The organism is Streptomyces sp. NPDC111802 (assembly GCF_055634335.1).
This window is the reverse complement of record NZ_JBVKCZ010000037.1, coordinates 56,353-69,813: the sequence shown is the minus strand read 5'-3', so window position 1 is coordinate 69,813 and position 13,461 is coordinate 56,353. Positions and strand designations below refer to the sequence as shown.

The 13,461-nt window shown below is 73.1% G+C and carries 7 protein-coding genes; 6 read left to right on the top strand and 1 reads right to left on the bottom strand.

Features of this window, described 5'->3' with window-relative positions; translation table 11 throughout:
• Nucleotides 1–3: 3 nt before the first annotated feature.
• The 6 genes from infB to ACZ7NC_RS33020 all read left to right on the top strand — a co-directional run bounded on the left by infB (nucleotide 4) and on the right by ACZ7NC_RS33020 (nucleotide 10,030).
• Entirely contained in the window at nucleotides 4–3,120 is a 3,117-nt protein-coding gene (infB, locus tag ACZ7NC_RS33045; protein WP_471493556.1) for a translation initiation factor IF-2, read from the top strand.
• 187 nt (nucleotides 3,121–3,307) lie between these two features.
• Nucleotides 3,308–3,601 (top strand): DUF503 domain-containing protein, encoded by a 294-nt coding sequence (locus tag ACZ7NC_RS33040; protein WP_471493554.1) that lies wholly within the window; start codon nucleotides 3,308–3,310, stop codon nucleotides 3,599–3,601.
• A 37-nt stretch (nucleotides 3,602–3,638) separates the two neighbouring features.
• The gene (gene rbfA / locus ACZ7NC_RS33035) at nucleotides 3,639–4,112 is read left to right on the top strand and encodes a 30S ribosome-binding factor RbfA (RefSeq protein WP_471493552.1); all 474 of its coding nucleotides are present in this window, start codon (nucleotides 3,639–3,641) and stop codon (nucleotides 4,110–4,112) included.
• The gene (gene truB / locus ACZ7NC_RS33030; RefSeq protein WP_471493550.1) at nucleotides 4,109–5,014 is read left to right on the top strand and encodes a tRNA pseudouridine(55) synthase TruB; all 906 of its coding nucleotides are present in this window, start codon (nucleotides 4,109–4,111) and stop codon (nucleotides 5,012–5,014) included. The genes rbfA and truB overlap by 4 nt, the downstream gene beginning before the upstream one ends.
• A gap of 272 nt (nucleotides 5,015–5,286) precedes the next feature.
• Nucleotides 5,287–8,862 carry a trypsin-like peptidase domain-containing protein gene (locus ACZ7NC_RS33025; protein WP_471493548.1) on the top strand — a complete coding sequence of 1,192 codons (3,576 nt, stop codon included), beginning with the start codon at nucleotides 5,287–5,289 and terminating at the stop codon, nucleotides 8,860–8,862.
• A 175-nt stretch (nucleotides 8,863–9,037) separates the two neighbouring features.
• Nucleotides 9,038–10,030, top strand: a complete 993-nt coding sequence (locus tag ACZ7NC_RS33020) for a bifunctional riboflavin kinase/FAD synthetase (protein ID WP_471493545.1) — start codon at nucleotides 9,038–9,040, stop codon at nucleotides 10,028–10,030.
• 61 nt (nucleotides 10,031–10,091) lie between these two features.
• Here the strand turns inward: ACZ7NC_RS33020 and ACZ7NC_RS33015 are convergent, their stop codons facing one another.
• Nucleotides 10,092–13,190, bottom strand: coding sequence for an SCO5717 family growth-regulating ATPase (locus ACZ7NC_RS33015; RefSeq protein ID WP_471493543.1), 3,099 nt, complete (start codon nucleotides 13,188–13,190; stop codon nucleotides 10,092–10,094).
• Nucleotides 13,191–13,461 lie beyond the last annotated feature (271 nt).

Sequence of the window (13,461 nt, the reverse complement as noted above, 5' to 3'; positions counted from 1 at the left end):
GAAGTGGCTAAGGTCCGGGTATACGAACTCGCCAAGGAGTTCGGGGTTGAGAGCAAGGTCGTCATGGCCAAGCTCCAAGAACTCGGTGAATTCGTCCGTTCGGCGTCTTCGACCATCGAAGCGCCCGTTGTCCGCAAACTGACGGACGCCCTCCAGCAGGGCAACGGAGGCGGCAAGCCCGCCCCCGCCCGCAAGGCTGCCCCGGCGAAGCCGGCAGCCCCCTCTCCGGCGCAGGCTGCCCGTCCGGCACCGCCGCGCCCGCCGGCCCCGAAGCCGGCAGCGGCCGAGAAGCCCGCGGCTCCGGCCGCCCCGGCCTCTTCCGGCCCCCGTCCCACTCCGGGCCCGAAGCCCGCGCCGCGGCCCGCCCCGGCGTCCCCGGCTCCGACCACGCCCGAGTTCACGGCACCCCCGGCTGCTCCCGCGGCCCCGGCTCAGGGCTCCGGCCCGCGTCCGGGCGCTCCGCGTCCGGGTGGCCAGGCCCCGCGTCCGGGCGCTCCGCGTCCGGGTGGCCCCGGTCAGGGTGGTCAGGGCCGTGGTGACCGCGGCGACCGCGGTGACCGTCCCGGCGCTCCGCGTCCGGGTGGCGGCGCCTCGCGTCCCGGTTCCCGTCCGGCCGGTCCCCGTCCGGGCAACAACCCGTTCACCTCTGGTGGCTCCACCGGCATGGCGCGCCCGCAGGCGCCCCGTCCGGGCGGTGCCCCGCGTCCGGGCGGCCCCGGTGCCCCCGGCGGCGCCCCGCGTCCGCAGGGCCAGGGCGGTCCCCGTCCCCAGGGTGCGGCGGGCGGTCCTCGTCCGCAGGCTCCGGGCGGCTCGCGTCCCAGCCCGGGCGGCATGCCCCGTCCGCAGGGCGGCGGTCCGCGTCCCGGCGGCGGCCCCGGTGGCCCGCGTCCCAACCCCGGCATGATGCCGCAGCGTCCGGCTGCCGGCCCGCGTCCCGGTGGCGGTGGCCCCGGCGGCCGCGGTCCCGGCGGCGGCGGTCGTCCCGGTGGCGGCGGCGGTCGTCCGGGCGGCGGCGGTGGCGGTTTCGCCGGTCGTCCCGGTGGTGGCGGCGGCGGTGGCGGTTTCGCCGGTCGTCCCGGTGGTCCCGGTGGCGGTGGCGGCGGTTTCGCCGGTCGTCCCGGTGGTCCCGGCGGTGGCGGCGGTGGCCGTCCCGGCTTCGGCGGTCGTCCCGGCGGTCCCGGTGGCCGTGGTGGCACGCAGGGTGCCTTCGGTCGTCCCGGTGGTCCCGCGCGTCGTGGTCGCAAGTCGAAGCGGCAGAGGCGCCAGGAGTACGAGGCCATGCAGGCCCCGTCGGTCGGCGGTGTGATGCTGCCTCGCGGCAACGGCGAAGCCATTCGCCTGTCGCGCGGTGCGTCGCTCACCGACTTCGCGGAGAAGATCAACGCCAACCCGGCGTCGCTCGTCGCGGTCATGATGAACCTTGGCGAGATGGTCACCGCGACCCAGTCCGTCTCCGACGAGACCCTCCAGCTCCTCGCCGACGAGATGAACTACACGGTTCAGATCGTCAGCCCGGAGGAGGAGGACCGCGAGCTGCTCGAGTCCTTCGACATCGAGTTCGGCGAGGACGAGGGCGACGAGGAGGACCTGGTGGTCCGTCCGCCGGTCGTCACCGTCATGGGTCACGTCGACCACGGTAAGACCCGACTCCTCGACGCCATCCGCAAGACGAACGTCATCGCGGGCGAGGCCGGCGGCATCACCCAGCACATCGGTGCCTACCAGGTCGCGACCGAGGTCAACGACGAAGAGCGCAAGATCACCTTCATCGACACCCCGGGTCACGAGGCGTTCACCGCCATGCGTGCCCGTGGTGCGAAGTCGACCGACATCGCGATCCTGGTCGTCGCGGCCAATGACGGCGTCATGCCGCAGACGGTCGAGGCGCTCAACCACGCCAAGGCGGCCGAGGTCCCGATCGTCGTCGCGGTCAACAAGATCGACGTCGAGGGCGCCGACCCGACCAAGGTGCGCGGTCAGCTCACCGAGTACGGGCTGGTGGCCGAGGAGTACGGCGGCGACACGATGTTCGTCGACATCTCCGCCAAGCAGGGTCTGCACATCGACTCCCTGCTGGAGGCCGTGATCCTCACCGCCGACGCCTCGCTCGACCTGCGGGCCAACCCGAACCAGGACGCGCAGGGCATCTCGATCGAGTCCCGTCTCGACCGCGGCCGTGGCGCCGTGTCGACGGTCCTCGTCCAGCGCGGCACGCTGCGGGTCGGCGACACGATGGTGGTCGGCGACGCGTACGGCCGAGTCCGGGCGATGCACGACGACAACGGCAACAGCGTCGCCGAGGCCGGTCCGTCGACTCCGGTCCAGGTCCTGGGCCTGACCAACGTCCCGGGTGCGGGCGACAACTTCCTGGTGGTGGACGAGGACCGTACGGCCCGTCAGATCGCCGAGAAGCGTGCCGCCCGTGAGCGCAACGCCGCGTTCGCCAAGCGCACGCGCCGCGTGTCGCTGGAGGACCTGGACAAGGTGCTCAAGGCCGGCGAGGTCCAGCAGCTGAACCTGATCATCAAGGGTGACGCTTCCGGTTCCGTCGAGGCCCTCGAGTCCTCGCTGCTCCAGCTGGACGTCGGCGAAGAGGTCGACATCCGCGTCCTGCACCGCGGCGTCGGTGCGGTCACGGAGTCGGACATCGACCTGGCCATGGGCTCCGACGCGATCGTGATCGGCTTCAACGTGCGCGCCGCAGGGCGTGCGCAGCAGATGGCCGAGCGCGAGGGCGTGGACGTCCGGTACTACTCGGTCATCTACCAGGCGATCGAGGAGATCGAGGCGGCCCTCAAGGGCATGCTCAAGCCGGAGTACGAAGAGGTCGAGCTCGGTACGGCGGAGATCCGCGAGGTCTTCAAGTCGTCCAAGCTGGGCAACATCGCGGGTGTTCTCATCCGCTCCGGCGAGGTCAAGCGCAACACCAAGGCGCGCCTCGTCCGCGACGGCAAGGTCATCGCGGAGAACCTCAACATCGAGGGTCTGCGTCGCTTCAAGGACGACGTCACCGAGATCCGCGAAGGGTTCGAGGGCGGTATCAACCTCGGCAACTTCAACGACATCAAGGTCGACGACGTCATCGCGACGTACGAGATGCGCGAGAAGCCGCGGGTGTAACAGCCAGACGGTCCGTGCTGGCCGACGGGACTTCGGTTCCGTCGGCCAGCGCGCCGTTTGGCCCTCGGTCCACGGTGCGTAATATCCGTCGATCGGCTCGCCCCCTTCGATGTACGGTTCTGATGTCCCTGCCCGACCAGTCGGCGGGGCCATCGATCCCGGGCCGGCGGGTGAACCGGTTGCACACATGTATGTGGGGACTCTGTCCTTCGACCTGCTCCTCGGTGACGTGCGCTCACTGAAGGAGAAACGCTCTCTCGTCCGTCCGATCGTGGCCGAACTCCAGCGCAAGCACGCGGTGAGCGTGGCGGAGACGGGCCACCAGAACCTCCACCGCAGGGCCGAGATCGGGCTCGCGGTGGTCTCCGGGGACACGGGACACCTCACCGACGTACTGGATCGCTGTGAGCGGCTGGTCGCCGGGCGCCCCGAGGTGGAACTGCTCTCGGTTCGACGCAGACTCCACAGCGACGAAGACTGAAGCAAGCAGCAAGAGAAGTTACTAAGGAGACGGACCAGTGGCCGACAACGCGCGGGCGAAAAGGCTGGCGGACCTCATTCGAGAGGTGGTGGCCCAGAAGCTCCAGCGCGGGATCAAGGACCCGCGGCTCGGCTCGTACGTCACCATCACGGACACCCGTGTCACGGGTGACCTGCGGGAGGCGACCGTCTTCTACACGGTGTACGGCGACGACGAGGAGCGGCAGGCCGCGGCCGCCGGGCTGGAGAGCGCCAAGGGCATCCTCCGGTCCGAGGTCGGACGGGCCGCCGGTGTGAAGTTCACGCCGACCCTCACCTTCGTCGCCGACGCCCTCCCGGACACCGCACGCACCATCGAGGACCTCCTCGACAAGGCGCGCCAGTCCGACGAGAAGGTGCGGGAGGCGTCCGCGGGCGCGAAGTACGCCGGCGAGGCGGACCCGTACCGCAAGCCGGAATCCGACGGCGAGTCGGACATCACTGCCGAGACGGACGGCGACAGCTCGGAATGACGCAGAAGCACACCACGCCCGACGGCCTTGTCATCGTCGACAAGCCGTCGGGCTTCACTTCGCACGACGTGGTCGCGAAGATGCGCGGCATCGCGCGCACCCGTCGCGTCGGGCACGCCGGCACCCTCGACCCGATGGCGACGGGCGTCCTCGTCCTCGGCGTGGAGAAGGCGACCAAGCTCCTCGGTCATCTGGCCCTGACCGAGAAGGAGTACCTCGGCACCATCCGACTGGGCCAGACCACGGTCACCGACGACGCCGAGGGCGAGATCACGGGGTCCACCGACGCCTCGAAGGTCACCCGCGAGTCCGTCGACGCCGGGATCGCCAAGCTGACCGGCGACATCATGCAGGTGCCGTCCAAGGTCAGCGCCATCAAGATCGACGGTGTGCGCTCCTACAAGCGGGCGCGGGACGGCGAGGAGTTCGAGATTCCGGCTCGGCCGGTCACGGTTTCCTCCTTCACCGTGTACGACATGCGGGAGAGCGTCGCCGACGACGGCACCGCGGTCGTCGACCTGGTCGTCTCGGTGGTCTGCTCCTCCGGTACGTACATCCGCGCCCTCGCCCGTGACCTCGGCGGCGATCTCGGCGTCGGCGGCCACCTCACGGCGCTGCGCCGCACCCGTGTCGGGCCGTACAAGCTGGACTCCGCCAGGACGCTGGACCAGCTGCAGCAGGAGCTGGCCGTGATGCCGATCGCGGAGGCCGCCACCGCCGCGTTCCCGCGCTGGGACGTGGACGCCAGGCGTGCCCGGTTGCTCATCAACGGGGTCCGTCTCGACATGCCCGACGAGTACGCGGGCTCCGGCCCCGTCGCCGTCTTCGACCCCGAGGGCCGCTTCCTCGCGCTCGTGGAGGAGCTCAAGGGCAAGGCCAAGAGTCTCGCCATATTCGGCTGAGGCAGCCGCTCAGCGGGTGCCTGCCCGTGGAGCGGCGGTCACGGGGTCGTCCTCTGCCCGCCGCTCCACGGTCCCCCTCGGTTCCCCCACCTCTAGGGTGTATCCAAGGACCCCCACCTGTTCACCCGTCCGGGCAGGCGCTCGGAGTGAACCGAGGGAGCGGAAGGGGGCGCGTTCGCCATGTGATCTGTCCCGCTGATCACCACACGCCTACCGTCTGAAAAAGGGCGCGGGCGCAAGGGCGTACGGGCGCATGGCGGGGAGGTTCGACGATGGCGGGACGGGGCCCGCGGGCGGGCGGCGGCCGTCGGACGCCGGAGGAGACACGGCACGACGGCGGCTGGAGCGACAACGACGCCGGGGCGTTCGAGCAGGACGCCGGCACACAGGACACACCTCGTTGCGGGTCCCGCGACGAAGGCCTGGTCCATATCCATGATCTGGCCGGCCGGCCGCGGGGCCTCGGCTTCGTGGCCGATCACCGGGGCACCGTCGTCACCAGCCATGAGGCCGTCGACGGCCTGTCGCGACTCGTGCTGCTCGCCGCCGGGGGCGACCGCAGCTGCCTGGTGGCGGCGAGTGCGGTGACATCGTTGCCCGGGCTGGATCTGGCCCTGGTGCGGACGGAGGGGCTGGGCGTTGACCCCCTTCCGGTGACCGTGCGGGAGCGGATCGAGACCGGTGCGTATGTGCGGATCCCGGCCGGTGGCTGGCGGGAGGCGCGGGTACTGGGCGCGGCGTCCGTGACGTACACGGCGACGGATCGCGTCCATCTCCTCGACGGGGCACTCGAGTTGGCGATCGGCACGGCCGGGCGGGACGCGTTGCGGCTCGGGGGAGGGGCGGCCGGGGGACCGGTGCTCGACGCCGGGACCGGCGCTGTCGTGGGGGTCCTCGGCACGGCGCTGCAGACCGGTCAGCGCGACGCCGGGTTCGCCGTGCCGCTGCTCCCACCGCTGGACGGCCCGCTGGCCGAGCTGCTCGCCGAGAACGCCGCGACGGTGCCCGCGTACGGCGCCGACCTGAACCTCGCGGGCGTACTGGAACTGACGGCCACCTCGGTCGGGCAGGACGGTCCGCCGGGGACGCCGGCGGGTCACGTGGGCCACGCGGACGCCGGGGGAGCCGTGGCGCCGGTCGAACGGGCCTCGACGGCACGGGAGTTCGACGCCTTCGCCGAGAGCGGCGCTTCGGTGCTCGCGCTCGTCGGGCCGCCCGGCAGTGGCCGTACGACGGAACTCGCGGCCCTCGCCGCCCGCCGCGGCCACGGCCCGCTACCGGCCCCCACGCTGTGGCTGCGCGGCGCCGACCTGAAGGACGACGACGCCTCAGTGGCCGATGCCGCGCGCCGGGCGCTGGCGCGGGCCGCTCGCATCGTGGCGGCCCCGGCCGACCCCACCACCCTGGGCGACACGACCCCGGAGCGACTGGCCCACCTCGCGCACCGCGCCGGCCGCCCCCTCCTGCTCCTCCTGGACGGCCCGGAGGAGATGCCGCCCGTGCTGGCCCACCGCCTCACGGACTGGACCGACGGTACGGCGGAGTGGCTGGGCAGAACGGGGGCACGGCTGGTGGTGGCCTGCCGGGCGGAGTACTGGGAAGGGGCGGGGGCCGAGTTCCCGGCGGAGCTGCTGTACGGCGCCGCCGATCCGGCGGAGCGGGAGGCGGCCCATCGGTTTCCGCCCTGCGTACGGCTCGACGACCTCGTCCCCGACGAGGCCCGGCAGGCCCGCGCCCGCTACGGCATCCCGGACGGCGCCCTGGCCGAACCCGACGCCCGTCATCCCCTCACCCTCCGCCTCCTCTCCGAGGTGCGGGCCGCCCTGGCCGGCACCCCCACCCCGGACCGGGTCGACCGCGACGACGTCCTCTCCGCCTACCTCGACCTCATGTGCCTGCGCATCGCCGTGCGCCTCGCCGCCGAGAACGGCCTGCGCGGCACCGCCGTACGCCGCCTCGCCGCGAAGGTCTCCGGGCAGGTCCACGAGGCCGCCCGCCGCAGTCTCGGACCGGGCCAGGGAGAGCTGGACCGCGCGTCCTTCGAGGCCGTGTTCCCCTGGGGTACCGCCCCCGCCCGGCTCGGCGGCGGTACCGGCTGGGCGTCCGCCGTCCTCACCGAGGGCCTCCTCGTCCCCGCCGGCAACGGCTACCGCTTCGCCCACGAGGAGCTCGCCGACTGGATCCAGGGCCTGCACCTCGACCTCGACGAGGCCCTGCACGCCCTGGTCCACCGCCGGCGCACCCATCCCGGCGCCGCGCACCCGCTGCCGGTGCCGCACCACCGCATCGGCCCCGTGGTCCAGGCCCTCCTGCTGCTCGCACGCCATCAGGGTCACTGCCAACTCGCGCTCCGGCTGGAGGAGTTGACGCACGCCCTGGACGCCGACCGGCACTCCTGGTGGGCCGCCCGGCTGCTCGCCGAGACCCTGCTGAGGGTCCCCGACGCGACGCCGTACCAGGACGTGCTGCGCCTGCTCACCGACCGGATCGTGGTCTGGCGCCGGCACGACCGTTCCGTGCCCCGCGAGTTCGGCCCCGAGTTCTGGACCGCGCTGCCGCTCCCGGCCGACGAGCGCTTCGACCTGCTGCGTCGCCTGGTCCTGGCCGACGGCCCGCCGACCGACGCGGACGAGCCCGGGCGCCCCCGGTACCTGGACGCCGTCGCCCGGCTCCTCGCCGCCGACCCCACCGCCGTACAACGCCATCTCATCCGCTGGTTCGACGACGAGCGCCCCCTGCCCGCCACCCCGCACGCGACCGTCGCGCACGCGGCGCAGGCCCTGCTGCACACCCACCGCCACCGTGCCCTCGACGAACTCACCGAGCGGCTCGTCGACAGCGCGCACCGCAGGGCCGACGAACTCCTCACCGTGCTGGCCGAGGAGGAGACGTCCGCCGTCTGCCGGGCCGTCGACCGCTGGGCGCACGACGAACGGCCCGCGCGACGCGTCGCCGCCGTGGCGTACGGGCTGCGCGTCGCGCCGCACGTCTGTACCGAGGCCGACCGCGAGCTGCTCCGCTACGCCGCCCTCGCCCTGCTCGCCCGCCCCGACGACTGCACCCTGCACGGCGGCGCGCTCGCGCTGCTCGTACGGGATCCACGCACGCGTCCCCGTCATCTCCCGCAGGCACTGGCGCACTTCGCGGCCGCCGACCCCCAGTTCCCGGCCAGTGCCCTGGTCGACGCGCTGACCACCCACCCCGAACCGGTCCTCGAGGCCTTCCGCGCCCGCCTGGTGCGGCCCGGCGGCGGAGCGGCGCTGCGCACCCTCGCCGATGTCACCACGCCCGCCCTCGCCCGCCGCGTCGCCGACCTCGTACGGGAGGCGGTGCAGCGGCAGCCGGAGACGGCGGCCGACCTGGCCGCCTATGTCGACCAACGCCTGGACCAGGGACCGAGCGCCCGTGCCGTGCTCCTCCCGCTGGTCACCGGCCTGCTGGACGGCGGCACGGAACCGGTGCGGGCCGTCCTGGCCGCCGTACTCGCCACCTCCGGCACCGCCGAGTCCCGCCCCCTGCGGCGCGAACTCCGGGAATTCCTCCTCGCCCACGAGCGTGCCCCCGCCGTCCTGGACGCCTTTCTGCACGCCACCGTCCAGGAGGGCGGCGACCGCGCGGACGACGACCTGCGCGGCCTCGTCCACCACACCGGCCTGCTGCTCGTGCGCACCCCCGACGGCGCGGCCCGCTTCGACCGCGGCCTGGTCGACCTCGGCCGCCATGTCCCCGGCTTCGCCACGCGGTTCGCCGGCTGGCTGACCGACACCCCGCAGGAGTGGTCGGCGGTGGTGGGCCCGAGCACCCGCCGGATGATCGAGAACCTGGCCGGTGTACGAGTTCCCGCCTGACCACTCACCGCCTGACCACGGCTTCCGTTCGTGCGCCCGGTCACAGCGCCCATGCCGATGCGGGCCGGGGGCGCCCGGCATGGCACCCTTAGACCTGCGTAAGAGCGTGAAGAGCGTCTGAGGCAAAGACGGACACGGGTTCGACTCGACGAGTTTGCGACAAGGAGCAGGCACAGTGCAGCGCTGGCGTGGCTTGGAGGACATCCCCCAGGACTGGGGGCGCAGCGTCGTCACCATCGGCTCCTACGACGGAGTCCACCGCGGGCACCAGCTGATCATCCGGCATGCCGTGGAACGCGCACGTGAGCTGGGTGTTCCCGCCGTTGTCGTCACCTTCGACCCGCACCCCAGCGAGGTCGTCCGCCCCGGCAGCCACCCACCCCTGCTCGCCCCGCACCACCGCCGCGCCGACCTCATGGCCGAGCTCGGTGTGGAAGCGGTGCTGATCCTGCCCTTCACCACCGAGTTCTCGAAGCTGTCGCCGGCCGACTTCGTCGTCAAGGTCCTGGTCGACAAGCTGCACGCCAAGGCGGTCGTCGAGGGCCCGAACTTCCGCTTCGGACACCGCGCGGCGGGCAATGTCGAGTTCCTCGCCGAGCAGGGCAAGATCTACGACTTCGAGGTCGAGGTCGTCGACCTGTATGTGACCGGCGAGGCGGGCGGCGGCGAGCCCTTCTCCTCCACGCTGACCCGGCGCCTGGTCGCCGAGGGCGACGTCGAGGGCGCCGCGGAGATCCTGGGCCGCCCGCACCGCGTGGAGGGCGTCGTCGTACGGGGCGCTCAGCGGGGGCGTGAGCTCGGCTTCCCCACGGCCAACGTCGAGACGCTGCCGCACACCGCCATCCCCGCCGACGGCGTCTACGCCGGCTGGCTGCACGCCCAGGGCGAGGTGATGCCGGCCGCGATCTCGGTCGGCACGAACCCGCAGTTCGACGGCACGGAGCGGACGGTGGAGGCGTACGCGATCGACCGGGTGGGGCTCGACCTGTACGGGCTGCATGTGGCCGTCGACTTCCTCGCCTATGTGCGCGGGCAGCAGAAGTTCGATTCGCTGGACGAGCTGCTCAAGGCGATGGCGGACGATGTGCAGCGTTGCCGTGAGCTGATCGAGAGCGCGGGGAACGCCGAGAACGCGGAGAACGCGGAGAACGCGGAGACATCGGGCTGAAGTACGACGACGAAGGGCCGGCACCGTCACGGTGCCGGCCCTTCGTCCTGTCGGACGTCCGCTACTGCTGGGTCCAGCCCGGCGGTACGGCGCCCGGCTGCTGGCCCGGCTGCTGCGGATCCTGCTGCGGCTGCTGCCAGCCCTGGCCCGGTGCGGGCTGCTGCGGGGCCTGCTGTCCCCAGCCCTGACCCGGCTGCGGGGCGCCGCCGGGCTGGGCGTAGGGCTGCTGGGGTTGCTGCGGCTGCTGCTGCGGGGCCGGGTATCCCTGCTGGGGCTGCTGCTGGTACTGCATGTTCGGGTTGCCGAAGCCCTGCTGGGTACGGGCGATGTCCTCGGCGATGAGGGCGGCGAGGTCGAAGTAGGCCTCGCGGGTCTTGGGCCGCATCATCTCGAGGTCCACCTCGGCGCCCGCCGAGAGATGCTCGTCGAAGGGGATCACGACGACACCGCGGCAACGGGTCTCGAAGTGCGCGACGATGTCCTCGACCTTGATCATCTTGCCCGTCTCGCGGACCCCGGAGATCACGGTGACCGACCGCTGGACGAGATCGGCGAAGCCGTTCGCCGACAGCCAGTCGAGCGTCGTCGAGGCGCTGCTCGCACCGTCCACCGACGGGGTGGAGATGATGATCAGCTGGTCGGCGAGGTCCAGCACACCGCGCATCGCGCTGTAGAGCAGACCGGTGCCCGAGTCCGTGAGGATGATCGGGTACTGCCGCCCCAGCACATCGAGCGCGCTGCGGTAGTCCTGGTCGTTGAAGGTGGTGGAGACCGCCGGGTCCACGTCGTTGGCGATGATCTCCAGGCCCGAGGGCGCCTGCGAGGTGAAGCGGCGGATGTCCATGTAGCTGTTCAGCTGCGGGATCGCCTGCACCAGGTCGCGGATGGTCGCGCCGGTCTCGCGCCGCACCCGTCGTCCGAGGGTGCCGGCGTCCGGGTTGGCGTCGATCGCCAGGATCTTGTCCTGCCGCTCGGTGGCGAGCGTGGCGCCCAGCGACATGGTCGTCGTGGTCTTGCCGACGCCGCCCTTGAGGCTGATGACCGCGATCCGGTAGCAGGACATCACCGGCGTACGGATCAGACCCAGCTTCCGCTCCCGCTCCGCCAGTTCCTTCTTGGCGCCGAGCTTGAAGCGCGACGGGCCCTGGTTGTTCTTGCGGGCCTTCGGCTGATTGCGCAGCAGCCGGTCCGAGGACAGCTCCACGGCGGCGTTGTAGCCGAGCGGGGTGCCGGGCGCGGCTTGCTGCTGCTGGGGGGCGCCGGGGCCGGCCTGGGGGCCGGGCGGGGCGGTCCAGCCCTGGTTGCCGTAGGCGGCGGGGTTCTGCTGGGCCGGGGGCTGCTGCGGCGGCTGTTGGGCCTGCGGCTGCTGCGGCTGGTTGGGTTGGGGGTATCCGTAGCCGGCCTGTTGGGGTGGGTAGCCGTAGCCGGGCTGGGGCTGTGGCTGGGGCTGCTGCGGGTAGCCGTAGCCGTCGGGCTGCGGCTGCGGCTGTTGGGGGTGTGCGGGGTGCGGCTGGCCGGGGTGCTGTTGAGCCGGCTGCTGCGGGTAGCCGTACCCGGCGGCCTGCGGGTGAGGCTGAGGGGGCTGAGGCTGGGCGGGCTGTTGCGCCGCCTGTCGCGGGTCGACCGGCGCGGGCTGTCCGGGCTGCGCGGGGTAGCCGGGCTGCGGCTGGGCCGGGCCGAACGCGCCCTGCGCCGGGGCCTGGTGAGCGGGCTGACCGGTGTGGTCGGGGTACGGCTGGGCCGGGGGCTGCGCGTGGGGCTGGGGCTGGGCGTGCGGCTGAGGCTGACCCTGGGGGTAGCCGTAGCCGGGGACCTGACCGGCGGCCGCGGCCTGCGGGTCCGGCTGCCCTGGCTGCGGCGCGCCCTGCGCGGGGTGTGCGGGCTGTCCCGGGTGCGCGGGTGCGAAGCCCTGGGGCAGCGGGGGGAGCGCCTGGCCGGCCTGTGGGGGCGGGGGCACCTGGCCCGCGGGCTGCTGCGCCTGCGGCTGCTCGGGAGTCTGGCCGGTCGGCTGGGCCTGCGGCTGCGGCTGGGGCTGCGCCGGGGCCGTGTGTGCCTCCGGCTCCGCGGTCGGCGTCGCAGGTGCGGCCTCGGCGTCGGGCTGCGCGGGTGAGTCGGTGTCGGCCTGGACCGGCGCCGGCTCGTCGCCCTCCGCGGCGGACATGGACCCGGTGGCGTCCGGCTCGGTCTCGTCGCCGCGCTCCTCCTCCGGCTCGTCGTCGACGTCGCCGAACAGCAGTGCCGCCTCCGCGTCCGCGGCGGCGTGGTTGAGCTCGAACTCCGGCTCCGCCACCGGCTGTACGGGGGCGGGCGGCTCGGGCGCGGGAGCTGCCGGGACACCGGACGCCGGGGTCGCGGTGGGAGCAGGCGCGGCGGCCTGCGCGTCGTCGTCGACCGGCCGCAGCACCGGGAAGCCGGGCGCGGCGGGCGCGGCCGACGGCGGCTGGGCAGGCGCCGAGGGAGCGGCGGCGGGCGGCGGAGCGGGAGCGGCGGGCGGCTGGGCATGGGCGTGCTGCTGCTGGGGCGCGGCGAAACCGCCGGACGTGTCCTGGTTCGGCTGAGGCGTGCCGAAACCGCCGGACGTGTCCTGACCGGGCTGAGGCACGCCGAAGCCACCCGAGGTGTCCTGGCCCGGTTGGGGAGCACCGGCTCCCGGCTGCTGCGGGTAGCCGTACCCGCCGGGTGCCGCCGCGGACTGCTGCTGCGGATAGCCGTATCCGTCGGCAGGTACCGCGGACTGCTGCTGCGGATAGCCGTATCCGTCGGCAGGCGCCCCGGACTGCTGCTGCGGGAAGCCGTAGCCACCCGTGGCCGGGCCCTGCTGGTGCGCGGGCGTGCCCTGGGCCGGGGTGTGCTGACCCTGCTGCTGCGGGGGCACGCCGGGTGTCTGGGGCTGCGCCGGTGCGGGAGTCCCCGGCGCGGGCCCCTGGGACGCGGGAATGCCGGGCGGCCCGGTGGGCGACCCGATCGGTGGTCCGCTCGGCGGTGGTGGCGAGGTGCCGGCGTCCTGTTGCCCGCCTCCTGGCGAGCCACCCTGCGTGCTTTGGGCATACCAGGCGGGAGGTGTGTAGACGATTTCGAACTCGCCGGTGAGATCCACCTCGTGATCGTCCCCGTCCGAGGAAGGGCTCCCGCCGTTGTACTCGGACCGATCCCTGTTCACTGCTTGCCTCCTGGTCAGCCACTGCTGCTGAGCTGGTCGTCGTCGCGGAGTCGGGCGGACCGAGTGGCGAGTCCCACGCGACTGCGATCGTCACCGCACCACCAGAAGCCTAATCACTCGCATGGCGGGACGGAAAAGCCCCCATGGGCGCGGACGCTATAGCCCCGGGTGCGTGGACGGAAGAGCCTCATGGGTATGGGCGGACGAGCCCCATGGGTGTGGGCGGAACGCCCCTGGGCGCGGCCCTGTTCAGGCTCCGCGCCGGGGGCGA